This window comes from uncultured Veillonella sp. (assembly GCF_963543145.1).
Classification (GTDB): domain Bacteria; phylum Bacillota; class Negativicutes; order Veillonellales; family Veillonellaceae; genus Veillonella.
Genome location: NZ_CAUTZP010000015.1, coordinates 1 through 23953, shown reverse-complemented (window position 1 = coordinate 23953; position 23953 = coordinate 1). Strand labels below are relative to the sequence as shown.

Here is a 23953-nt window from a genome sequence, read left to right as displayed (position 1 = left end):
ATATGCAAATCACTGATTTATTAAAACCACAATCTGTTTTACTCAACGCGGAACCGGTGACAAAGGCGGATGCCATTTACATGTTGGGTGAGTTAATGGAAAAAGGCGGCAACCTCATCGACAAAAGTGAGTACTTAGCAGCTGTTTTCGCTCGTGAAGAGTCTGGCTCTACCGGCCTTGGTGATGGTATCGCTACACCACATGCTAAATCTGCAGGCGTAAAGGAAGCAGGCCTAGCAGCTATGGTTGTGCCTCACGGTGTAGACTTTGAAGCACTCGACGGCCAACCGTCTCGTTTATTTTTCATGATTGCTGCCCCAGAAGGTGCTGCTGATACTCATGTAGAAGTATTGAGCCAATTAGCTATGATGGTTATCGACCCTGATTTCAAAGAAGCCCTCATTGCTGCTCCAACTGTAGAACGTTTCTTGGAACTTGTAACAGCAAAAGAGCAAGGCAACTTTGATCCATCTGTTGAAGGTTTCATCAAAACTGCAGAGTCTCAATCAGAAGAATCTGAAGTAACTGATGCTAGCACAGCAGATATATCTGGTGGAACTACTGCAACGGTTGAAAAAATTACCGTAGACAACCCTCATTACGACGTATTAGCCGTAACTGGTTGCCCTACTGGTATTGCTCATACATACATGGCTGCAGAGTCTTTAGAACGAAAAGCCAAAGAAATGGGCATTTCCTTAAAGGTTGAGAAAAATGGTGCTTCTGGTGTTAAAGATGCACTCACAGCAGAAGAAATCGCTCATGCTAAATGCATCATCGTCGCTTCTGACCGTCAAGTAGAAATGGCTCGCTTTAACGGCAAACCTATGATTCAAACTAAGGTTGCGAACGGTATCAACAAAGCGGAAGAACTGCTAACAGAGGCTATGTCTGGTACAGCTGCTGTATACCAAGCATCTGCTGCAGACCGCGAAGCTGCTGAAATCGCTGCGAGCGCATCCGACAGTGTAGGTCGCCAAATCTACAAACATTTGATGAACGGCGTATCTCACATGTTGCCATTCGTTATCGGTGGCGGTATCTTGATTGCTCTCGCCTTCTTGTTTGACACATTAGATCCTGCGAATCCTAAAAACTTTGGCTCTGGCAATCCGCTTTCTGCATTCTTAATGCAAATCGGTGGTGCCTCCTTTGGCTTCATGTTGCCAGTATTGGCGGGTTACATCGCTATGAGTATTGCGGATCGTCCAGGTCTTGTAGCTGGTTTCGTTGGCGGCTTACTGGCTAATCAAGGCGGCTCTGGTTTCCTTGGCGCCTTGATTGCTGGCTTTGCTGCAGGTTATTTAGTATTATTAGTTAAAAAATTAGTATCTGGTTTACCTCAAGCATTAGAAGGTACAAAACCAGTTCTCTTCTACCCAGTACTAGGCGTATTATTCATAGGTTTAGCCATAACATTCGTGATCAACCCTCCTGTATCTGCCCTTAACCATTGGTTGATGGATTCCTTACAATCCATGGGCACTACTAGCCGTGTATTGTTAGGTCTCATCTTTGGTGCTATGATGTCCGTTGATATGGGCGGTCCTGTAAACAAAGCAGCTTACGTTATCGGTACTGGCGCACTTGCCACTGGTGAATATGGTATCATGGCGGCTGTTATGGCAGGCGGTATGGTTCCTCCATTGGCAATCGCTCTTTGTACTACATTCTTCCCTAGCCGCTTCACAGAGGCTGAACGCAAATCTGGTATCACAAACTACATCATGGGCCTTTCCTTCATCACAGAAGGTGCTATCCCATTTGCAGCGGCTGATCCAGTTCGCGTATTACCAGCGTGCATCATCGGTGCTGGTACAGCTGGTGCGTTATCCATGTTCTTCGAATGTACACTACGCGCTCCACACGGCGGTATCTTCGTAGTACCTACAATCGGTAACCCACTACTCTACCTTGCATCCATTGCAATCGGTTCCGTTGTGGCTTGCTTCATCTTGGCACTTGTAAAACCAAGCCTCAAAAAATAATTATGAAAGCTAGCATAATACTACTGCCTACAGCCCAAAATCACATAAATTAAAGTAGTATATATAGCAAAAGGACTAGAGCCCTAGGGTTCTAGTCCTTTTCTTATTATAAACTATCGACTTACATCATCATAAAATATGCCAAATACTTTCTTAAAAACTCGGTTTGCAACGTGATAGCTTTCAAAATCGAAATCTGTAGGTGTTAAAAAGGTAACATGCTCATACCCTTTATAACCTGGTTGTGTAGGTTTGCTTTCACCATTAAGGGTATAATCCTGTTGTGCCTTAACAGTACCTACAATACCAGAATCATCCATTTTAAGATTCCATATATCATTTAAACTAAACTCAGAAAATCGTTGTTTAAAGTCCGGCATTCTTGCTACTAAATTAGCAAAGGAATACGTCAGATTATAGTCATACCGAATTATATATTCTCGAATCAAATCAGAAGACGGTAATACAACGTATATCTTAGTCTCTATAGTTTTTGTTCGTGCATCGGTAGATGTATCTCGAAGTGTGCTCAACTCAATATATTTCCCATCTCCACTACCAGTGTCACCTTTAGATATAATGTGTTCGAAACGGCTAGTATCTTGCAATTCGGCATTAGAAACTGCTTTCACAGAATTAACGGAAACACACCATACGCATAAAATCGCCATTAAAATTAAGAAACGTTTCATAAGGCACCTCATTTCACCACAATATCATCGAAATGCTGCTGATAAGCAACAACAAACATTGCATCGGCTATGGCAAAGAGCTCCTGATCAGAACGATTACGTTCAAGTGGTTGTGAGAGATGTACAAATTTTTCTGGACTATTAACTACAGTACCATCCCAGGTATAACGTTTCACTCCTTGTAACTCAATTTGTATACCAGACTTATCTTGTGCCGCCTTGATTACTGCATACATAGCCGGCGATGGATTTACACTCTCTTTGGCATGTATTAAGCTACCCAAAGAGTAGTTCGTATCATAGGTAGCAATCAATTCATATTCTGTAATAGCCCAGCCACGAGCACGTTCGTCAACGGAGTAAAAGGTACCCTTCAATTTGTAATGAGGTGCAGCATATTCAAGAACCTCTACAGAATAAGTATTTAAAAAGTCTACAATTCTATAGCTTGAAGCATCATTAAAAGAATATGTTTTTTGATATACATTTTTAAACTGTGGCGATCCATTTAATTCATTAATCGAGATAGCCTGTGTCTGCATGGTGAAAGTAGCTAACACCATACACACTAATAAGAATTTTCTAAACATTTTCTCTCCTTTATCATTAAGACTCAGCTAAATTACCAAAAGCATATCATATTTTATTAATAGATGTATACTTAATGGAAAATATCTACAAATCATTATAGATAACAACTAATCTCCTAGCACTTTAAACTTATTTATATTTTTCTATTTTCATCTCCTTTACATTCATCCAGTATTCACCTATGTTTTTATAAATTGTACAAATATATCGATTTATGTTAAACTATATAAATATAAATAAATTTTAAAATTATAAATTATTATTTGAAATCTAGTTCGGAGAGTAATTCATGAAATCATCTAGGAAACGTAAGGTCACAGCTGCATTTTTTGCAGCAGCAGCGTTGGGTGGTGTTGCCCACGCAGCCCCTACCCTCAACATGAATGATTTAGTAGGTTCAAATACGCCCACTGAATCAACGACTCAAGTCACTACTAATGTAGAGGCACCAGTCGTACGACCTGTAGTAATCCAACCTACGCCCCCAATTACACAAACAACTGTTGTTACTCAACAAGAAGCACCCGTAAGACCTATACAGGTTCAACAAATGACCTCAGTCCAAACTGCACCTCAACAAATGGTTCCAATGCAAACGCAACCTATAATGCAGGCACAAACAGTTAGAAGTGTAACAACGCAAGCACCTCCAAAGGTATCACCTTTGATCCCTCGTGTACGTCCAGTACCAGTAACAGATACTGCAAAAGCTTTATCTCAACAGCATATGGCAATTTCTCAACCACAATACGTTGTTAATAAACAAACTAACACTGTTATGGAACCAACATTGGCTATGCACAGCTTGATAAATGTACAACGGAAAACAGAACCTGTTACTGTACAAAAACAAGTAGATGGTAAGCAACAAATACAAACTACACAAGTACAACGTACGCCAGTAGTTCTACAAGAGCAATCTACTATGCCTTTAACAGTTGCTAATACAACAACAACTAAAGCCGTTGTAGCCAAACAAAACTTGACTATCCGCGATATTCAACGTGCGGAACGTGAAAGAATCGCTCAACTAGAAGCAGAAGAAGCTGCTAAACAAAACGGCGTGGTGCAAGTTGATCAACAAATGGTTGCCCAAAAACAAGCCGAGGCTCAACGTCAAGCAGCAATTCTTGCTGAACAACAACGTCAAATGGCGTTGCAAGCAGAACAACAACGTATAGCCCAACAACAAGCCGAAGCTCAACGTCAGGTGGCAATGCAAGCTGAACAACAACGTCGTATCGCTTTACAACAAGCCGAGCAACAACGTATCGCGGCTCTAAAAGCGGAGCAAGAAAGAATTGCAGCTCAACAAGCAGAACAACAACGTATCGCGGCTCAGCAAGCTGAGGCTCAACGCCAAGCTGCATTAAAAGCAGAACAAGAGCGTATCGCAGCTGAGCAAGCTGAGGCTCAACGACAAGCGGCTCTAAAAGCAGAACGTGAACGTATCCTTGCACAACAAGCTGAAGAAGAACGTTTAGCTGCTGAAGAAGCTGCCCGTCAACGTGCAGAAGCTGCTGCAAAAGCGGAAGCAGAACGTCAAGCTGCCCTAAAAGCAGAGCAAGAACGCATCGCTGCTCAACAAGCGGAACAAGCACGTATCGCAGAAGCACAACGTCAAGCAACTGAACAAGAACGCCTTCGCATCCAAGAAGAGCAACGTCGTATGGCAGCTCAACAAGCAGAGCAACAACGTATCGCAGCTGAGCAAGCTGAAGCTCAACGCCAAGCGGCTCTAAAAGCAGAACGTGAACGTATCCTTGCTCAACAAGCTGAAGAAGAACGTTTAGCTGCTGAAGAAGCTGCCCGTCAACGTGCAGAAGCTGCTGCAAAAGCGGAAGCAGAACGTCAAGCTGCCCTAAAAGCAGAGCAAGAGCGTATTGCAACTGAGCAAGCCGAAACTCAACGGCAAGCGGCTCTAAAAGCGGAACAAGATCGTATCGCGGCTGAGCAAGCTGAAGCTCAACGTCAAGCCGCTCTAAAAGCAGAGCAAGAGCGTATCGCAGCTGAGAAAGCAGAGCAAGAACGTTTAGCCGCAGAAAAAGCAAAAGCAGAACGTGAAGCTGCTATTAAAGCAGAGCAAGAACGTATCGCAGCCCAACAAGCAGAAATTGCAAGACAAGCTGCAATCAAAGAAGAGCAGGAACGTTTATCTGCTGAGCAATTAGCAAAAGAAGAGGCGGAAGCTGCTGCTAAGGCTCAAGCTGAGGCTGAGGCAAAAGCTAAAGCCGAGGCAGAAGCTAAGGCTAAAGCACAAGCCGAAGCTGAGGCAAAAGCTAATGCTCAAGCTGAGGCTGAGGCAAAAGCTAAAGCTGAAGCTGAAGCAAAAGCTAAAGCTGAAGCTGAATCCAAAGCTAATGCTCAAGAAAGCAAATTACCTCAATCCTATGTAGATGCTCGTAATGAAGCATCCACTAAAGGATCTGCTGTAGCAGAAGAGAAAAATATTCTTTCCCAACCAATGGAACCACCATTGCAAGCCGATGCATCTGCAAAGATTAGCCTTGCCTTCGACGTGAAAAATTACGAATCCATGTCTACAACAGTAGATAATAAGGAAATCAAATATCGTGCCTTCGAATATATCCCTTACGTGGCTAATCCTATCGATATCGATCAACAGTACATGAACATTTATGTTCCTGAAGAATACTTTAACAACGGCACTGTAAATGGCTATACGTCACAAACAGCCCCTATCTTCATGCCAAATGCGGTAGGCGGCTACATGCCAAGCCAAGCTTTGACTCCAAAAGTAGAAAATGGCAAACCTAACAGTGTTGTATATGCATTATCTCGTGGTTACGTAGTAGCCTCCCCAGCTACTCGTGGCCGTACAAACAAAGCCTCCGATGGCAACTTCATCGGTAAGGCTCCAGCAGTAATCGTTGACTTACAAGCTGCAACAGCTTACTTACATGCAAACGATTCCACTATGCCAGGTAATGCAAACCGCATTATTACAAACGGTACAAGTGCAGGCGGTGCAGTATCCTTGTTACAAGGCGCTGCAGGTAACAGCTCTGACTTCCAACCATATTTACAAGCATTAGGCGCTGCTACAGCAGCAACAAATGTATATGCAGTTTCTGCGTACGCTCCGATCACTAACCTTGATGCAGCAGATATGGCTTATGAGTGGAGCTATAATGGTATTACCTCCTTCAACAAAGTATCCATGGGCCAAGGCGAATTGCCACAAGCTAATGTAGGTGGTAACTTTGCCCCTCCACAACGCACAATGCAACGTGTAACCTTGAATGCTGATGATGTGGCTTACTCCAATCTGCTTAACGAACACTTCCCTGATTACGTGAATAACTTACAATTGCGTGACTCTGTAGGTCGTGTGTTGAAATTGGATAAGAATGGTAACGGTACTTTCAAAAACTATGTGAAAGAATTTATCGTTGCAGCCGCTAACAAGGCACAAGCTAAAGGTACTGATTTATCTAAACATACATATCTTGTACGTGATAATAAAACCGGTACAATCAAAGATATTAACTGGGAAGCTTATAACCATTTTGTAAGTCGTTCTAAAGCACCAGGTGCATTCGATTCCCGTTCTAATGACTCTGGGGAGAACAACTTATTCGGTACAAGTACAACAGATAACAATCACTTTACAATTACTGCAGCTTTACACGATACAACATCTAATCCAGAGGTATATGTACAAAATGCTAAAATCGTTACTATGATGAACCCAATGAACTATCTCGGTTCTCCAGCAGCGACAAATGCACAGTTCTATCGTATCCGCTACGGTACAGCTGATAGCAATACATCTATAGCAATTCCATTGATCGTCGGTACCCGTGCTCAAAACCTTGGGTATAAAGTAGATATGGCTACACCATTTGGTGTAGACCATTCTGGTGACTACGATCTAGATGAATTATTCAACTGGATGGACAATATCGTTAAAAACGGTAGATAATTACAAGTAAATACATACCATAACATAAAAGGAGCTACCTAGTAGCTCCTTTTCTTTATATCAATTTAAATAATCAAAAAATAAAGTCCCAGTGTGTAACATAAGAAAAAGCCCCTCTAAGCGAGGGGCCTTGCTATATTAGGAAAGCATACACTGCTTTCACCAATCATATTCTATTACACTTCAGGGAATAAAGCTGTAGATAAGTAGCGTTCGCCTGTATCAGGGAGAATTACTACAATATTTTTGCCTTTATTTTCAGGGCGTTTTGCCAATTCTTGAGCCGCCCAAAGCGCAGCACCAGAGGAAATACCTACCAATACACCTTCTGTGTGACCGAAGGCTTGAGATGTAGCAAAAGCATCCTCGTTAGAAACTTGGATTACTTCATCATAAATGTTAGTATCCAATGTATCTGGAATGAAGCCAGCACCTAAACCTTGGATTTTATGAGGGCCTGGTTTACCATTAGACAATACAGGAGAATCTGCTGGTTCTACGGCAACCACATGTACATCAGGGTTTTGTTCTTTCAAGTAGCGACCTGCACCTGTCAACGTACCGCCTGTACCAACACCAGATACGTAGATATCTACGGTACCATCAGTATCTTGCCAGATTTCAGGACCAGTTGTTCTGTAGTGAATTGCAGGATTAGCTTGATTTACGAACTGACCTGCTTCAATAGCGCCGGCTGTAGCCGTTACGATTTCCTTAGCTTTTGCAATAGCGCCTTTCATACCAAGAGAACCGTCAGTCAATACGAGCTGAGCACCATAACCAAGCATTAATTTACGGCGTTCAATGGACATCGTTTCAGGCATTACGATTACAACTTTATAGCCAAGCGCGGCACCTACAGCAGATAAGCCAATACCTGTATTACCAGATGTAGCTTCTACAATTGTACCACCTGGTTGTAATTCACCAGACTCAACAGCCGCTTGAATGATTGCTGCTGCGATACGGTCTTTTACGGAACCGCCTGGGTTGAAGTATTCCAATTTTGCGAAAATATTAGCGTTTGCACCATATTTTTTACCAAAACGTGTAGCAGCTAATAAAGGTGTTTTACCAATTAATTCAACAAAAGATTTTGCAATTTTAGACATAGTGGTCACTCCTTATTAAATAGAACCATCCCAATTATCATATTTTGTATCAAGTTTAGCGTAAGTCCCATCAATTACATCTTGTAGGGTTACGTTTTCTAAATAATCATGAATATAGTTTTGTAAGCCTGCCCAGAAACCAACGGTGCGTTCGTTGATTACTGTATCAGTACTCACCCCTTCATCAAGGGTAGATATGATAGCCATCGATTCCTCAGTAGCAAGCAATATTTCAATAATTGTGTACTCCTTAGGGCTTTTAGACAATCGATATCCGCCGTATTTACCGCGGATACTATCCACTAGGTTAGCAGCGCCTAAACGAGCTACGATACCTTCTAGGTATTTTTCAGATATGCCTTGTCGTTCTGCCACAGATCGCAAGGAAACTGGTTTATCTTGCCCTTGCTCTGCCAAATCGATGAGAACCATCAATGCATAACGACCTTTTGTGGAAATCCTCATATATCTTGCCTTTCTTTGTAAACGTTAGTGTTAAACACACCCATATTAAAAAGTGCCTATATTATATTTATAAAGCTATTTATAAAACCTTTCACATTAATAGGAATTAATTTCATTATAGACCACTCACTATAAAAATGCAAGAACTTATTTCCTACTTTTATTAAGGGATATTAACAACACAAAAGGACCAGCCCGAAGGCCAGTCCTTTTGCGTATAGTTTGTAGTTTGTTATATGAGGTTTACCATGATGAATTGGAGAGGGTTCATCTGGTATTGGGACTTACCGTATCGTCAGGAAAACGATGCGCGCCCGTGTTTATGTCATTTGAGGAGTTATCTAGATTACTCTAGCATTTAAGTATAAGTTTCTTAATTAGATTTTACCTACAAGATCAAGACCTGGTTTCAAAGTGTCTTTACCTGGCTTCCAACGTGCAGGGCACACTTGATCGCCATGTTTAGCTACGAATTGAGCAGCTTGTACTTTGCGAACCAATTCTTCAGCGGAACGGCCGATACCCATATCATGGATTTCAGCTGTACGAACGAAACCTTCTGGATCTACTACGAATGTACCACGGTAAGCCATAGCAGATTCTTCTTGGAATACGTCGAAGAAATCAGCTAATTCATGTTTTTTATCAGCTAACATGTAGTACTCGATTTTATTAATGCTTGGAGAAGCATCAGACCATGCTTTGTGAACGAATTCAGAGTCACAAGATACGGAGTAAACTTCGCAACCTAGTTCTTTCAATTCTGCATAAGAGTTTTGTACGTCTTCTAATTCTGTAGGGCAAACAAATGTGAAGTCTGCTGGATAGAATACGAAGATGGACCATTTGCCCAACACATCGGCAGTACTAACTTTTACTAATTCAGGTTTTTTGAAAGCATCTAGAGTAAATTCAGGAAGTTGTTTACCAATAATAGACATGTTATGTCCTCCTTAATTGAGTTCCAAATTGTAATGATTATATTTGTATTGGTGCACTTAACACCACGTCTATATCTATCTTTGTCTATATAATAACAAATATCATTCAATATTGCAAGCGTTATTTTTAAATTTATCGATATATTTTTCCAATATTTTTCGATATGAATAAAAAAGAAGAAAGATGCTCATTTCTGAGCATCTTTCTTCTTTTTACGTACTACAACAAATTTACTGCTTATAGCATGATCAAAGGATATTAGTCCCGCTAGGTTAGCAACACCTCGTCGTGCTATATGCCCCCTACATGAATTTGTAAGAACTTTTCATATTGAAAATAAACAGAAATGTTGAAATATAGCTGATTTTAGGGAAATACTTTTAGGTATTTTCAATGTCAGGATTTAAAAATGGGGCAAAAGTGGGGCAAAAACGAATGACTCACATTTGGTTTGAAAACCTATAATACCTAATGATTATGCCATACTAGATATATAGTGTTGTTATAAATAAATGTCAGTGCGAGTTCAAATCGGAGGATAAAATGGAAAAACAAATTAATGAAAAAAAAGCCTTGGTTCCCAAAGCTTTTTTTATGTTATAATCTCATTAAAATATCCCCCAGTTAGATTTGGAATATTTTTTATTCTGTGTCACATAAAAATAAATAAAATGACTAGCTATAGCTAGAGTAAAAATGGTTGCAACACTCAGCACTATTGTAGGATTAGAAGCGAAAACCAAAGCCAGAATCAAGGCAACCAGATAGAGTGTCGCTTGGATACAGTAGTAACTTTTCGAATAGCTAAGATAGTGTTTGTTATAGGGCCCATTTGCTAGGACAGCAGCTTGGAAGAGGCCAATTCCGATATAAAAGAAGCTGATTGCAACGAGAAGATTAGCCTCAGGATTCAGAAGAAAACCCATCGAAACTGTCATCAACATAAGCCCAATGAAAATAGGATAGTGACTGTAAATTTGAAATAGTCCCTTTTGATTAGATTTTTCATCAATAGCATGGTCAAATTCACCAAAATAAAACAGGAACAGAGAAAGCATGATAATGAAATTTAGAACCGAATAAATCGAGAAATTCTCGACTGTAAAGAAGCTAACTAGCCCAATAACCATCTCTCCAAACGTAATAATGACAAGAAGGGAGACGCGCTCGATTAAATGGGGAAGATTTACCTGGAAATGCTCATCTTTAGTAATCAAGAAAATTGGCACAATAAATGTTAGCAGAATACTAGCAATAAAGATATAGACTCCAACGTAAATAGGAAAAAGAGCTGCCAGATAGGCTCCTAAACTTTGTAGACCTGTTAACCATAGAAAACCTTTGATACTTTCCCGATTAGCATTATCGGTTGATTCTCTAAAAAATTCAACCAAATATTGAAAAAATAAGGTAAGGGTTAATGTGCCAACAGCCCAACAGGTATGATAGTACCATTGTTGCCAATTGTATCCAATCATATTGGATATAAAGAGCAGAAGTCCCATGTTGATAAACATGATTACCATATTAAATAACGAGTTCTTTCCATAGCGATTGGTATAAATGGTTTGAATCATCCAGGAATTGATGATAACCATAACAGAGATGAAGAAATCAAGTAAAGAATCCCAAGATAAAACAACGTTATGAAGAGGGTGAATTAAAGCAGTTGCTTTTGAAATTGCAAAAACAAAAACTAGGTCATAAAAAAGTTCTGAAAATTCTACACGTTTATGTTTAATAAGAGTTGTCATCTTAAGACCTTTCTATTTTAGAAGTACTATTTATTATAACAGAAAATGGTAATGAAAGAGAACGAGATGCTTAAATAACTTCATGTGACGCGAATTGTCAAAACCTTGGAGCACATTTTCACGTACCAGCTTACAGGCGGAGGGTTTGACGATTGATAATGAAGAATAAGATTATACAATAGAAAAAGCGAGCCTAAAACTCGCTTTTTTTATTTAATCTAATAGCTCCTTATTTTCAATTAAGAGTTCGAGTGGAGATTTCTCTCTTGCTACAATAAAACCAGGTTCATATTGGTTATGAACTGTTCTTTCCTGAGAAGTTGGATCAATATACAACTCTTCTCCATCTTCTGTGTATAGTTGGTTGCCTCTTGTTAGGTAAAGTAAATCCTCTAAGTGTTGTCCATTAGTATGTAGGAAATGCTCGATGTATTTGACAGCTTTTAAAATCTCACTTACTTTATCAAAGTATTCATTCGATTCAAGAACACTCTTTTCTAACTCAATCTCTTTACTAGTTCCAAATAGTTGGGTTGGAGTTGCATTAAAATATTCTGCTATCTTATCCAAATTTGCAAAGGTAGGATAGCTTTTTTGTTTTTCATAATCAGAGATGGACTGCATACCTATAATAGATAAAATAGATCCCATCGCTTTAATCTATTTTTTTAGTTCTAAGATTGCATCTACGAAACCACGGAATAATGGGTGTGCATTATTTGGGCGAGATTTAAGTTCTGGATGTGCTTGTGTACCAATAAAGAATGGATGATTTTTTACTTCAATACTTTCAACAAGACGGCCATCTGGAGATGTACCGGAAATTACAAGGCCTGCATCAGTCAATTGTTGACGGTATTCGTTATTGAATTCATAACGGTGACGATGACGTTCATAGATAAGGTCTTCCCCATAGGCTTCGCGAGTTTTTGTACCCGCTTCTACTTTACATGGGTAAATGCCAAGGCGCATTGTGCCGCCTTTTTTATCTACATCTACTTGGTCACTCATCAAATCGATTACTTTATATTTAGCGTTTTCATCGAATTCACTAGAAGTAGCACCTTCCATACCGCATACATTACGAGCAAATTCCATTACTGCAGATTGCATACCAAGGCATAGGCCCAAGAATGGAATATTATTTTCACGAGCGTATTGGATTGTGCGGATTTTACCTTCTACACCACGGGAACCAAAACCACCTGGTACAACGATGCCATCGATACCTTCATAAACATCTTTAGGATCAACGGATAAATCATCAAGTTCTTCGGAGTCAATCCAACGAATATGTACCTTAGTATCTGTTGCAATACCAGCATGGCTCAAAGCTTCTGCTACAGAAAGGTAGGCATCATGTAAAGCTACATATTTACCAACGATAGCCACTGTAATATCTTTGCTTGGATTCAAGATTTTGTGAACCATTTCTTTCCATGCAGTCATATCGCAAGGACGTTCTTCAAGACCTAATTTTTTGATAACGATGTCATCAAGACCTTGATCTTGCATCATCAATGGTACTTCATAGATGGAACTGCAAGTTTGATTTTCAATAACTGCTTCTGGTTCTACGTCGCAGAACAAAGCAAGCTTTTCTTTCATTTCATCAGAAATATGTTTTTCGCTACGGCATACCAAGATATCTGGTTGAATACCGATGCTACGCAATTCTTTTACGCTATGTTGTGTAGGTTTAGTTTTTAACTCGCCTGCTGCATTGATGTAAGGCACCAATGTTACGTGAATATAAAGTACGTCATTACGGTCTACTTCTTTTTTCACTTGGCGGATAGCTTCCATGAATGGCAAGCTTTCAATATCACCTACTGTACCGCCGATTTCAGTGATAACTACATCAGCATTATCCTCTTTACCTACGCGGTATACATTTTGTTTAATTTCATTTGTAATATGTGGGATTACTTGTACAGTGCTGCCCAAGTAGTCACCTTTACGTTCTTTATTAATTACAGACCAGTACACTTTACCAGCGGTAATGTTGGAACGTTTACTAAGGTTAATATCGATGAAGCGTTCATAATGGCCCAAATCAAGGTCAGTTTCAGCGCCGTCATCTGTTACGAATACTTCACCATGTTGGTAAGGGCTCATCGTACCAGGATCGATATTAATATATGGATCAAATTTTTGAATTGTTACATTGAAACCGCGGTTTTTAAGCAAGCGCCCCAAGGATGCTGCTGTAATCCCTTTACCAAGAGAAGAAACAACGCCGCCAGTTACGAAAATATACTTAGTTGCCATGATGCCTCCCACCTATTACATTTTTTCCGGAGCGGAAATACCTAAAATACCCAAGCCTTGACGAAGTACGAGGGCAATTGCTGTGATTAATCCAAGACGAGCTTGTTGCAACGCTGGATCTACGCCAATGATACGACCTTGACGGTAGAAGGAATGGAACATGCTTGCCAAATCGTATAAGTAACGAGCAATACGGTGTGGTGCACGATGTTCGGCAGATTGAACTACCTCTTCTGGATATTCAGCTAATTTCTTAATTAATTCTAATTCCATTTCACTTGTAAGCGTTGTGAAATCAGTGTCACTATAATCACCAAAAGCGATGCCAGCTTCACGCACTTGGTTGTAAATGCTGTGAATACGAGCATGAGCATATTGGATATAATATACTGGGTTATCATTACTACGAGATTTAGCCAAGTTAATATCAAAATCAAGTTGGCTATCTAGAGAACGCATCAAGAAGAAGTAACGAGATGCATCTACGCCAACCTCTTCAATTAATTCATCTAATGTAACACTATCCCCGCTACGTTTAGATAATTTAACAAGTTGTCCATCACGGAACAACGCTACCATTTGTAACAATAATACTGTTAGTTTATCAGGATCATAACCAAAAGCCGCCATAGCTGCTTTTACACGGCACACATAGCCATGATGGTCAGCACCCCAAATATCAATCATTTCTTTGAAGCCACGGTCATATTTATTGCGGTGATATGCAATATCCGCTGCTAAATATGTAGGAACTCCATTATCACGGATAACTACGCGGTCTTTATCATCACCATAGTCAGTAGATTTTAACCACAATGCGCCACCTTTTTCATACACTTTGCCAAGAGCCTTTAAAGCTTCTACGGAATGATGAATTTCATCAGTTTCATGAACAGTACGTTCAGAGAACCAATTATCAAAAGTAACGCGGAAGTTTCTCAATGTTTCCTCTAGGCGAGCTAGTTTTTCTTTAAGACCTTCCTCTTTGAACAAGGCAATACGATCTGCTTCGTTCATAGCATTTAATTTATCAAAGCCTTCGCGTTCTGCAATAGCTTTTGCAGTTTCAATAATATCAGGACCACGGTAACCATTTTCTGGGAACACGAGAGCCCCTTCTGGAATGTCAAATTCAGGCATAGAACCGTCTTCATTGCGTTTAGGTGGGAATACTAATGTGGCACCTTGCAACTCTTGGAAACGGTACTCGATAGAGATAGCCATGTTGTCAATTTGGTTGCCCGCATCATTGATATAGTACTCAGATTGTACATTGTAACCTGCTGCACGCAATAAGTTTACAAGTGCACTACCGTACGCAGCACCTCGACCATGACCCACGTGCAAAGGACCTGTTGGGTTTGCACTTACGTATTCTACTTGAATCGTATCGCGTGCACGCAATGGTTGAACACCATATTGATCGCCAGCATTTAAAATGGCTTTCAACGTATCGTACACCATATCAGATTTCAAGAAGAAGTTGATGAAACCTGCACCAGCAACCTCAGCACGTTCAAGCCAATCAAAATTCATATGGCTAATCAAAGCCTCTGCAATAGCACGAGGGTTTTGACGAGCTACACGAGCGGATTGCATAGCGATATTTGTAGAAAAATCACCGAACTCTTTTTGAGGTGGCACTTCGAGAACGATTTCTGGATATTCACCAGCTGGTAAGCCACCGCTGTTAATCGTATCTTGTAATGCCTGTTCAATCCCCGATTTCAGGATTTCCTTCATTTCCATGCTCTGTATCCTCCCGCACGTCTATATCTAACTGATTATAAAATTGCCATTCACCTTCGACGGAAATGTCATATCCTAAATGAACATGACCTACGCCTTCGTGAAAGTCTACTGTTAATTCATGAGTTTTTACGGCCATGTGTAAATCGCCATACGGCGTTTCATACACGGACTCGCGTTCTTCACCACGGACGTATTGATGACGCATATTCACAGCCCCTGTTCGGAGCAAAACAATAGAGTCATCATGGATTTTAATGGTCGTCTTTACCCCATCTAAACCAGTCACACTAGATTCTTCGTAACGCACATACTGAGCATTACCCTTTTCATGTGATGTACCTGGGGAAATCAGTTCCACTACGGTATCCTTGCCGTCCATATCTCGTTGTACACTTTTTACGGACACTAGAACCCGCTTCATTTTTCGACCTCCATGGTAGTAATTAATCATCATATTATACCATAATTAATGACTATTTTGCACCCTTAATGAGCCTCAACTTCTTAGTCTTTGTCATCTGTTTAATGGCATATTCCCTACGTTGGGCGTCCTGTTTATGGTGAAAGCTTTCAGCATATACCAAGGTCACAGGGCGGCGGCCCCTCGTATACTTGGCACCACCGGGAATATAGCCATTGTGCGCCTCTATACGGCGCTCAAGATCTGTAGTCCAGCCACAATATAAGGAATCATCAGAACAACGCACTAAATACACATAGTGCCGTTCTTCAGACCTAGCCTCCTTATTTGCCATTTTTCGCATCATCAGTAATCGGTTCCAATGTAATGGAATTAATAATTACTGGTTCTACAGGCTTATCGTTACGGCCAGTTTTTACTTTACCGATTTTTTCCACAACATCCATACCTTGTACTACAGTGCCAAAGATAGTGTGTTTATTATCTAGCCAATCTGTAGGACCTAAGGTAATGAAGAATTGGGAGCCCCCAGTGTTCGGACCACGGTTAGCCATAGCAAGGACGCCCATTTTGTTGAAATGTAGGTCATTAGAGAATTCATCAGGAATTGTATAGCCTGGACCACCAGCACCTGTGCCCTCTGGATCCCCACCTTGAATCATAAAGCCTTCGATAACGCGGTGGAATGTAACACCGTTATAGAAACCTTTTTTTACTAGATAATCAAAGTTTTTTACTGTAATCGGCGCTTTAGAGCCTAGCAAACGAACTTTGAATTGACCATAATTTGTATCAAAAATAGCGTATTCATCAGCAATTGGCGTGTTAGAGAAGTTAGGCATGGTTACAGATTCTGCCTTTACAGTATTACCTTGTGGTTGTTCCCCACTTTTTGTACCACATGCCACTGTACCAAGCATTGTAATCCCCAACATCGCGCATAAAGCCAAACGTTTCCAGTTCATATATCCCCCAAAAATATATCCTATATACTAACATGTATTTAAAATTCACATAGAAAAGCCGCTCAACCCGTGAGCGGCTCTTTTTTAGTATATCATATTACACTCGTATTGAAAGCCAAAATATTCTAAAAAATCATTAAATTAACGATCCGCAAGCACTTGACCACGGTCGTTGTTTATGCTCTTAAGCAATGCTTCGATTTCGGAAAGCTCTTTTTCTACAGCTGCTTTATCAGCTTTTTGAGGATTTCTTTCCAAGTTATCTACAAGAGTAGTTAAGCGAAGCGTAGATTCCATTGCTGCCGCATAACCTTTTTTACCCTCTTTTTTCAATTTTTCGATTTGTTTTTTGCTTTGTTCCATATTAGCTTTATAATCTCACCTTCTGCGAAGCCGCCTTTCAATTGAGCCAAACCTTCTGCTTGGAATTGAGCAAATGCAGCATTGTCACTGTTGAAGCGGTTAGTGGCATCAATAAGTGTGTTAAGATTTGCAGCAGCTACAAAAATTAAACATTCATATAAATTTCACTTTAATTAAGGGAATTAACTACAAATCAATCGATCCACTTAAAATGTTTACACGCATTATAAATGCCATCCTTATCACAGTCCGTAGTAATATAATCCGCTTTTGCTTTTAATTCAGGGCGCGCATTCCCCATGGCAATATTAAGCCATTCAGGGCTAAACATGGATAAATCATTATAGCCATCGCCAAATACAACAGCTTGGTTTGGTTTCATTCCAAAATGCTCAAGCATATTGCGAATACCTAATGCCTTTTCCATTGGTTCATACAAAACACAGCCTTCGCCATAGCGGATCAGCTTGTGCGTCATATGCTCAATCTCTTTCTCCTCTTCTTCTCCTTCTTTAAAGAACACATAAATCTTATAAAACTCTTCCACACTATGAAAGTCAAAATTAGGATCTACGGTCGTTTTAAATACATCCCAATTAGGATGCCATTCCAAAATTTCCTTATACGGTGTAATGCGACCTAAGTGATTACGGTCCGTAACAGCCCAAGGAATATTATGAGCCTCTAGGTATTCTAAATATTTAATACACGCATCGCGATCCATGCCAATCATGGACACCAATTCATTATTGACGGTAATGCTATGACCACCATCCGCTACAAAATCGGTAAGCCCTGCTTGTTCCGCAAAGCGTTTAGCATCTACTTGGATACGTCCCGTCGCTAAGGCTACGCGATGACCACGGCGCTTTAATTCATCCAAACAATATTGAGCACTGTCAGGAATTTTCCCTTCAGGCCATACAGCTAGGGTATTATCGATATCGAAAAAGAAAAACTTCTGCTCCACAGGCCCTCCTAGTCACGTCCACTCATCAACTTAAACCGCTCTTTTTGTTTTACATCTGGATATTTTTCATGGTCCACATCACTCAAAAACATATCTAGTGGTCGTACATATAAGTCACGTTGATCATATAATTTTTGATATACCACGAACTGTTCACTCGTTTCCGAATGAGTTGCAACATCTAACACGTAATAGTACATGCCTTTAAAATGACGATATAAGCCACCCTTTACAATTTCTCGCATTTATAACCTCATCACATAACATACACAAACAGTTACAAACCATATTAATCAAGAGATTCCATATATTGAATAGCCTTAGTCAACATATCTGCTGTAATTTTATATGGAGATACATCAATATCATGAACAGATGTAGCCTTTTCAACAATTTGAGGAATATGAGATGTAGTAAGATCTAATTGTGAAAGTTTAGTAGGCCAACCTAATTCGCGATATACTGGCAACCACCGTTGTAACTCATCCATTTGTTGGTCAACGGTTAACAAAATAAGTAAGCCATAAGCTACCATTTCACCATGCAAATGATTTTCTTCTGTTTCTTTATTAGTAACACAGCCATAACATACAGCATGAGCCATGTTACTATTATATGCCATAGGAACACAACCTGATACAACACCGGTAGTAAATATAACAGTCATAGCAATGGTATCAAATGCATCACTACGTTTATTAGCTTGACTATCTTTATAGGCTTGTATACCATGTGCTAAAATTGGTTCACTACACATAGAAGCTAGAGTAAGGCCTAACTGAGTATTATAGTCTTGCTCGCGATTGCGAGCAGAAAGATGAGTTTCATAGTGTTTTGCAATAGTATCTCCCATTCCTGCCCACAAGTAGCGGCTTGGTGCTTCTACGAGAATATCAGCATCAATAAAGCAGTGCACAGGAGGATGATTTACAAAAGCTACGTCATCAAAAGTATGATCTGCCGTGTATACAGCTGCCACTTCTGACGTTGCTGCACAAGTAGAGGCAATGGTTGGAATTGTAAAGAATGGTTTATCATCTAACTCTATAGCTACTACTTTTACCGTATCCATGGCCTTACCACCACCAACAGCAAACAAAAAGTCCGCATCTTTTACAGATGCCATTTGTGCAATTTCCTTGCCTCGAGCAAAAGTACACTCTCCACCAAAGTGGATAATATCTAGCACCTTAATTCCCGCTTTATCAAGCACTGGACGAATGTGTGGCAAAGCTTTAGAAAGAGCTGTTTCGCCACCGATGATAGCTACAGACTTGCCATATAATTTTGTAAACTTTGGAATAGCGTCAAATACATCATGACCTCCAAAACTATAACTAGGTAAACAATGAGTACTACGCATAAAATTTCCTTCCTTCTTTTATCATTTATATCCTTATTTATCCTTATTATAGAAACTTCTACACACAAAATCAATTTTATATGACAACAATCAAAACATAAAAAGGTTCTATACTTTCACAAAACGAAAGCATAGAACCTTTACTATTATTATTTATTTTCGGGCACGAGACCTTTATGGATAAGGCCTACAACAAAGCCTAATACCGCAAAGCTCACCCAACCCATGCCAGCAGATTGGAATGGAATATATTGAGTAAAGAGCTGTTCCAATGCAGCAGGTGCAATACCTGCCGTTTCAAGACCAGTCATAAGAGCAGAGATCATTGTGAAAGCCATTGTCCATGCGTATACGCAGCGACGACCACCGAACACATTATTAAGAAGTGCTAACAAAATGATTACAATCGTTAACGGATACAAGAGCATCAATACTGGAATTGCTGCACTAATGATGGTTTTTAAACCAAACATGCTAAGGCCAAATGCTGCTACGGAGAAAATTACTACATATAATTTATAGCTAATCTTCGGTGTCAACTTGTGGAAATACGTACCACAAGAGGTAATAAGACCGATACTCGTGGACAAACAAGCTAATAGAACGATAATAGCCAAAATGATTTGACCAAAATCACCAAACAAGTAGTTCGCACTTACGGACAATACTGGAGCGCCTGTGTCAAATAAGCCGAAGCGTTCCACGCTTGTAGCACCAATGTTAGCAATAAACACGTACACAATACCAAGCAGACCTACCGCAATAGCACCAACCTCCATTACTGTTTTTGTAACCACAGCACGAGATGTAGCACCACTGAGACGTACAAAGTCGATTACAAGAATAGCAAATACTACAGAAGCCAACGCATCCATCGTATTATAGCCATCCAAGAAACCTTGTAACACAGCTGTTGGTGCATCACCATAAGCAGGTTGTGGCACTGCATAGCCGCCTAGCGGAGTTATAAAGGATTTAATAATTAACAACAGAATTGCAATTAGCAATGCTGGTGTCAAAATATTACCGATACGATTAACAAGCTTGTGAGGGCTAATGGATAGCCACAAAGAAACACCAAAGAATAATGCCAAGAAAATTGGTTCCATATTCATGCTTAAACCTTCAGTAAAAGGTTTAATTGCGATTTCATAAGCTACAGTACCAGTACGTGGCGTCGCAAACATTGGACCGATACTCAAGTAAAGAGCAACTGTGTACAACAAGCCATAAATCGGATGAACACGGCTCGCAAGTTCTTCAACGTCTTTACAGGAGGAGTAACCCATCGCTACAACACCTAAAAGTGGAAGGCCTACACCTGTTAATACGAAGCCGAGCAAAGCCCAACCTACATTACTACCAGCATGTTGACCTAAGGCCGCTGGGAAGATCAAATTCCCGGCCCCAAAGAATAGGGCGAATAACATCATGCCTATGGCCAAATAGGCACGGGTCGACAAGTTGTCGTTACCATTCATAAATGTAACCCCCTTTAGGTTATATAAAAATAATATTATTATTATAATCCAAAGGGGGTTGAGTATACAAGAAAACATTCTTACTATTCCATATTAGCATAACGTTATTCCCATAAGTAAAGGGATTTAACTAGGAAAGTTTTCTTATATGAACTTGTACATCATAAAAAGTGCTGCCCCAACCTTGATCGGTAGGGCGATCTGCGGTAAGTGCATTGATAGCAACTTCAGGGTCGCTAGATTGGGATTGCCACCATACACCAAGAGTGACTAATGTACCCTGTTGTACCTCATCATCATAATAAGCTTTAATTTTTAGGCGACCACGGTTGTTATATATTTCTATGTCACAACCATTAGTAATGTCATATAATTTTGCATCTTCTGGATGGATACGAAGTTTCATCAATTCTGAATCATTAAAGTCTAACTCGCAAAAGCTAGAATCCAAAATACGAATATCGTTACCATTGATAAGCCAGAATGGCGCAGCATCACCATACGGTGGCATATATCGAATGAGGGGCTCTACATCGTGAGGATTATAAAGCTCAATTTTACCAGATGGTGTTTTAAAATCCATCTTATAATTTGTAGGCATAGTCATCTCTACAGGTTCACCACTAAGAATCAAATCTTGGTCTTCTTTGGATATACGATTAGAGGTGCGCACAATTTGGTCTATTAGCTCCCGCTCGCTAAGATTAAAGAACTCATCGTTCAAGCCCATTCGCTTCGCCAATTCTGCAATGACTTGCCAATTAGAGCGAGATTCACCAATCGGATCAATTAATTTATATCCTGTTCCAATAGTATAGTGTCCATAAGAATTATATATATCATCATGTTCAACTGATGTGGTAGCAGGCAAAACGATATCCGCATATTTACATGTATCTGTAAAAAAACGTTCATGAACTACAGTAAATAAATCATCACGCATCAAACCTTTTCGCACAACATTTTGATTAGGTGCTGTTATTGCAGGATTACTAGAAAATACATAAAGACTATGTACTGCAGTACCTGACGGATTTGTAAGCATTTCACCTAATTTTATCATGGGCATCAATCGTTTTGCAGGAGCATGAACGTGAGCCTGTTGCATCACCTCTTTACCGACGAATTTACTACCGCTAGCACTTGATAACAGACCCCCACCAAGGTGCTGCCACGCTCCCACAACAGCGGGCAATGCATTAATAGCACGACAAGTCATAGCGCCATTGCCGTAGCGAGACAACCCACTGCCAAGACGAATAAATGGAGCCTTAGCTTTAGCATAAGCGTGAGCAAACTCAGTCATACGTTCTACAGAAATACCACATATTTCAGACGCTTTCTCTGGTGTGAAGTCAATTAACGTTTCTTCTACCAGCTGATCATACCCTTGTACATGTTGATTAATAAACTCTAAATCGGCCAAGCCATCACGGTGAATGATATGAAGCATACCTAGTGCTAGTGCCCCATCACTACCGGGTTTTACGATAAGCTGTTCATGAGCTTGACTAAAGGTATATGTTTTATGGGTATCAACAATCCAAACTTGAGCCCCATTCTTTTTAGCAATATTTACATCATGTAAGATATGAATATCTGTAGCGGTCGCATTTATGCCCCACAGTACAATTAAATCACTATGTTGGGCCTCTTGTGGCTTAATAGCCAACGTATCGCCATAAACTGAGCGAAAACCCGCTTGTTTCGCAGGCGAGCAAATACCTCTATCTTGATCGGTAGCACCTATACGACGAAAGAAATAGTCTGCTGCGGGGCTTTGAATGACGCCCATTGTTCCGGCGTAGGAATACCGTAAGATACTTTCACTACCGTGAGTATCAATAGTGTGCTTGAAATTATTTACTATTGTGTCTAGCGCCTCATCCCAGCTAATACGTACATATTGGTCTTCCCCAATACCTTTTTTCCCAATACGCTTCATAGGGTGTTCTAAGCGCAATGGAGAATGGATAACATTTTCGTAGTGCACCATTTTCGGACATAATGTACCACGGGTAAAAGCATGATCCTTATTACCGCGCACAGATATTACCTTATTATTTTCAACACTTACAATTAGCCCACATGCATCAGGACAATCATAGGGACAAACAGACTTATATTCTTTCAAAATAAGCACCTCGCTTATAAATTATATAAACTATAGGATGTATATTTATATTATAGTATAGTACGGTCTGTATATGTGTAACCTTTTGCACACATTCTAACTCTAAAAGAGTTCGGAATTTAGCAACATTATGTATATCAATACATTCAGTTATCACATTATATTTATGACCTCATCACTTATTTTTATATGTATATCCTAATATTTCAAGTTTTATCGATATCTATCCATTATCATTCTTACTCTACCTCTAAACAGATATACTAATAAGCTCTATAAAAATACCATAAATCTATAAAAAAATCATACACCTATTACTAAAAGTCATAACCATATAGTTTTAGGTATAATCAGTCATTTCATGAACACATTCCAGAACATGTGATTAAAATCACCTACACGTATGCGTATTTAGTAATGTTATTCAGACTGTAAGACTATTCAATCTCACTAATTTCTGTGCTATACTGACATTGTCATTTGAGAGGATATAGAGCACACTATGCATCATGTTAATTTCATGATTTTTTAAGTGTAGTTGCTATATCAGGTACATATTTTCTGAAAAGAGGTTTTAACGATGGCAGACGCAAAAAACACTGTGTTATTCCCTTATGAAACATTGAAAAAATTGAGCATGGACGCTTTCCAAAAATTCGGTTTCTCCGAAAAAGAAGCTGATATCATCCAAGACGTACTTTTGACTTCCGACTTGTTCGGTATTCAAAGCCATGGTATGCAAC

20 protein-coding genes and 1 pseudogene are annotated in these 23953 nt (G+C 39.8%); 3 read left to right on the top strand and 18 right to left on the bottom strand.

The features are described 5' to 3' along the window. Window positions 1–2: 2 nt before the first annotated feature. Window positions 3–1988: a fructose-specific PTS transporter subunit EIIC gene (locus RWZ05_RS07240; protein ID WP_314643251.1), complete on the top strand. Its 1986-nt coding sequence runs from the start codon at window positions 3–5 to the stop codon at window positions 1986–1988. A 113-nt stretch (window positions 1989–2101) separates the two neighbouring features. Here the strand turns inward: RWZ05_RS07240 and RWZ05_RS07235 are convergent, their stop codons facing one another. Beyond that, window positions 2102–2680 (bottom strand): hypothetical protein, encoded by a 579-nt coding sequence (locus RWZ05_RS07235; protein ID WP_314643250.1) that lies wholly within the window; start codon window positions 2678–2680, stop codon window positions 2102–2104. 8 nt (window positions 2681–2688) lie between these two features. Continuing rightward, on the bottom strand, window positions 2689–3270 hold the full coding sequence (locus RWZ05_RS07230; protein ID WP_314643248.1) for a hypothetical protein: 582 nt from the start codon (window positions 3268–3270) through the stop codon (window positions 2689–2691). A gap of 290 nt (window positions 3271–3560) precedes the next feature. Between RWZ05_RS07230 and RWZ05_RS07225 the strand changes: the two genes are divergently transcribed. After that, window positions 3561–7217: a subtype B tannase gene (locus RWZ05_RS07225; RefSeq protein WP_314643246.1), complete on the top strand. Its 3657-nt coding sequence runs from the start codon at window positions 3561–3563 to the stop codon at window positions 7215–7217. Between the two features lie 176 nt (window positions 7218–7393). On the opposite strand, the gene cysK is transcribed toward RWZ05_RS07225, so the two are convergent. From cysK to RWZ05_RS07145, 16 genes are all read right to left on the bottom strand, one after another. Next, window positions 7394–8329, bottom strand: coding sequence for a cysteine synthase A (cysK, locus tag RWZ05_RS07220; RefSeq protein ID WP_012864824.1), 936 nt, complete (start codon window positions 8327–8329; stop codon window positions 7394–7396). A gap of 15 nt (window positions 8330–8344) precedes the next feature. Continuing rightward, a complete protein-coding gene (locus RWZ05_RS07215) occupies window positions 8345–8794 on the bottom strand; it encodes an Rrf2 family transcriptional regulator (RefSeq protein ID WP_004698292.1) in 450 nt (149 codons plus the stop codon). 377 nt (window positions 8795–9171) lie between these two features. Further along, window positions 9172–9735 carry an alkyl hydroperoxide reductase subunit C gene (ahpC, locus tag RWZ05_RS07210; protein ID WP_004698190.1) on the bottom strand — a complete coding sequence of 188 codons (564 nt, stop codon included), beginning with the start codon at window positions 9733–9735 and terminating at the stop codon, window positions 9172–9174. Between the two features lie 609 nt (window positions 9736–10344). After that, entirely contained in the window at window positions 10345–11490 is a 1146-nt protein-coding gene (locus RWZ05_RS07205) for a low temperature requirement protein A (protein ID WP_314643243.1), read from the bottom strand. Between the two features lie 213 nt (window positions 11491–11703). Next, window positions 11704–12141 carry a helix-turn-helix domain-containing protein gene (locus RWZ05_RS07200; RefSeq protein ID WP_207798782.1) on the bottom strand — a complete coding sequence of 146 codons (438 nt, stop codon included), beginning with the start codon at window positions 12139–12141 and terminating at the stop codon, window positions 11704–11706. 9 nt (window positions 12142–12150) lie between these two features. Next, window positions 12151–13761, bottom strand: coding sequence for a CTP synthase (locus tag RWZ05_RS07195; RefSeq protein ID WP_314643239.1), 1611 nt, complete (start codon window positions 13759–13761; stop codon window positions 12151–12153). Between the two features lie 15 nt (window positions 13762–13776). Next, on the bottom strand, window positions 13777–15510 hold the full coding sequence (argS, locus tag RWZ05_RS07190) for an arginine--tRNA ligase (protein WP_314643237.1): 1734 nt from the start codon (window positions 15508–15510) through the stop codon (window positions 13777–13779). Continuing rightward, window positions 15476–15934, bottom strand: coding sequence for a DUF1934 domain-containing protein (locus RWZ05_RS07185; RefSeq protein ID WP_314643235.1), 459 nt, complete (start codon window positions 15932–15934; stop codon window positions 15476–15478). The genes argS and RWZ05_RS07185 overlap by 35 nt, the downstream gene beginning before the upstream one ends. Before the next feature lie 52 nt (window positions 15935–15986). After that, window positions 15987–16268, bottom strand: coding sequence for a GIY-YIG nuclease family protein (locus tag RWZ05_RS07180; RefSeq protein WP_314643234.1), 282 nt, complete (start codon window positions 16266–16268; stop codon window positions 15987–15989). Then, entirely contained in the window at window positions 16258–16899 is a 642-nt protein-coding gene (locus RWZ05_RS07175; RefSeq protein WP_314643231.1) for a peptidylprolyl isomerase, read from the bottom strand. The genes RWZ05_RS07180 and RWZ05_RS07175 overlap by 11 nt, the downstream gene beginning before the upstream one ends. A 141-nt stretch (window positions 16900–17040) precedes the next feature. Further along, window positions 17041–17262: a hypothetical protein gene (locus RWZ05_RS07170; protein ID WP_314643228.1), complete on the bottom strand. Its 222-nt coding sequence runs from the start codon at window positions 17260–17262 to the stop codon at window positions 17041–17043. Window positions 17263–17455: 193 nt separating this feature from the next. Continuing rightward, window positions 17456–18232: an HAD family hydrolase gene (locus tag RWZ05_RS07165; RefSeq protein ID WP_314643226.1), complete on the bottom strand. Its 777-nt coding sequence runs from the start codon at window positions 18230–18232 to the stop codon at window positions 17456–17458. Between the two features lie 8 nt (window positions 18233–18240). Further along, the gene (locus RWZ05_RS07160; RefSeq protein WP_314643224.1) at window positions 18241–18477 is read right to left on the bottom strand and encodes a DUF1653 domain-containing protein; all 237 of its coding nucleotides are present in this window, start codon (window positions 18475–18477) and stop codon (window positions 18241–18243) included. A 44-nt stretch (window positions 18478–18521) separates the two neighbouring features. Continuing rightward, window positions 18522–19595 (bottom strand): iron-containing alcohol dehydrogenase family protein, encoded by a 1074-nt coding sequence (locus tag RWZ05_RS07155; protein ID WP_314643220.1) that lies wholly within the window; start codon window positions 19593–19595, stop codon window positions 18522–18524. 149 nt (window positions 19596–19744) lie between these two features. Continuing rightward, a complete protein-coding gene (gene brnQ / locus RWZ05_RS07150) occupies window positions 19745–21076 on the bottom strand; it encodes a branched-chain amino acid transport system II carrier protein (protein ID WP_314643219.1) in 1332 nt (443 codons plus the stop codon). 130 nt (window positions 21077–21206) lie between these two features. Further along, window positions 21207–23210, bottom strand: a complete 2004-nt coding sequence (locus RWZ05_RS07145; RefSeq protein WP_314643216.1) for a molybdopterin-dependent oxidoreductase — start codon at window positions 23208–23210, stop codon at window positions 21207–21209. A gap of 580 nt (window positions 23211–23790) precedes the next feature. Between RWZ05_RS07145 and RWZ05_RS07140 the strand changes: the two are divergent. Further along, window positions 23791–23953, top strand: a pseudogene (locus RWZ05_RS07140) (Ldh family oxidoreductase); the annotation flags it as partial.

What these genes read in the sequence shown, in the direction of transcription:
- RWZ05_RS07240 (WP_314643251.1), top strand. Translation starts at nt 3, where the DNA reads ATGCAAATCACTGATTTATTAAAACCACAATCTGTTTTACTCAACGCG.
- RWZ05_RS07235 (WP_314643250.1), bottom strand. Translation starts at nt 2,680, where the DNA reads ATGAAACGTTTCTTAATTTTAATGGCGATTTTATGCGTATGGTGTGTT.
- RWZ05_RS07230 (WP_314643248.1), bottom strand. Translation starts at nt 3,270, where the DNA reads ATGTTTAGAAAATTCTTATTAGTGTGTATGGTGTTAGCTACTTTCACC.
- RWZ05_RS07225 (WP_314643246.1), top strand. Translation starts at nt 3,561, where the DNA reads ATGAAATCATCTAGGAAACGTAAGGTCACAGCTGCATTTTTTGCAGCA.
- cysK (WP_012864824.1), bottom strand. Translation starts at nt 8,329, where the DNA reads ATGTCTAAAATTGCAAAATCTTTTGTTGAATTAATTGGTAAAACACCT.
- RWZ05_RS07215 (WP_004698292.1), bottom strand. Translation starts at nt 8,794, where the DNA reads ATGAGGATTTCCACAAAAGGTCGTTATGCATTGATGGTTCTCATCGAT.
- ahpC (WP_004698190.1), bottom strand. Translation starts at nt 9,735, where the DNA reads ATGTCTATTATTGGTAAACAACTTCCTGAATTTACTCTAGATGCTTTC.
- RWZ05_RS07205 (WP_314643243.1), bottom strand. Translation starts at nt 11,490, where the DNA reads ATGACAACTCTTATTAAACATAAACGTGTAGAATTTTCAGAACTTTTT.
- RWZ05_RS07200 (WP_207798782.1), bottom strand. Translation starts at nt 12,141, where the DNA reads ATGGGATCTATTTTATCTATTATAGGTATGCAGTCCATCTCTGATTAT.
- RWZ05_RS07195 (WP_314643239.1), bottom strand. Translation starts at nt 13,761, where the DNA reads ATGGCAACTAAGTATATTTTCGTAACTGGCGGCGTTGTTTCTTCTCTT.
- argS (WP_314643237.1), bottom strand. Translation starts at nt 15,510, where the DNA reads ATGGAAATGAAGGAAATCCTGAAATCGGGGATTGAACAGGCATTACAA.
- RWZ05_RS07185 (WP_314643235.1), bottom strand. Translation starts at nt 15,934, where the DNA reads ATGAAGCGGGTTCTAGTGTCCGTAAAAAGTGTACAACGAGATATGGAC.
- RWZ05_RS07180 (WP_314643234.1), bottom strand. Translation starts at nt 16,268, where the DNA reads ATGGCAAATAAGGAGGCTAGGTCTGAAGAACGGCACTATGTGTATTTA.
- RWZ05_RS07175 (WP_314643231.1), bottom strand. Translation starts at nt 16,899, where the DNA reads ATGAACTGGAAACGTTTGGCTTTATGCGCGATGTTGGGGATTACAATG.
- RWZ05_RS07170 (WP_314643228.1), bottom strand. Translation starts at nt 17,262, where the DNA reads ATGGAACAAAGCAAAAAACAAATCGAAAAATTGAAAAAAGAGGGTAAA.
- RWZ05_RS07160 (WP_314643224.1), bottom strand. Translation starts at nt 18,477, where the DNA reads ATGCGAGAAATTGTAAAGGGTGGCTTATATCGTCATTTTAAAGGCATG.
- RWZ05_RS07155 (WP_314643220.1), bottom strand. Translation starts at nt 19,595, where the DNA reads ATGCGTAGTACTCATTGTTTACCTAGTTATAGTTTTGGAGGTCATGAT.
- brnQ (WP_314643219.1), bottom strand. Translation starts at nt 21,076, where the DNA reads ATGAATGGTAACGACAACTTGTCGACCCGTGCCTATTTGGCCATAGGC.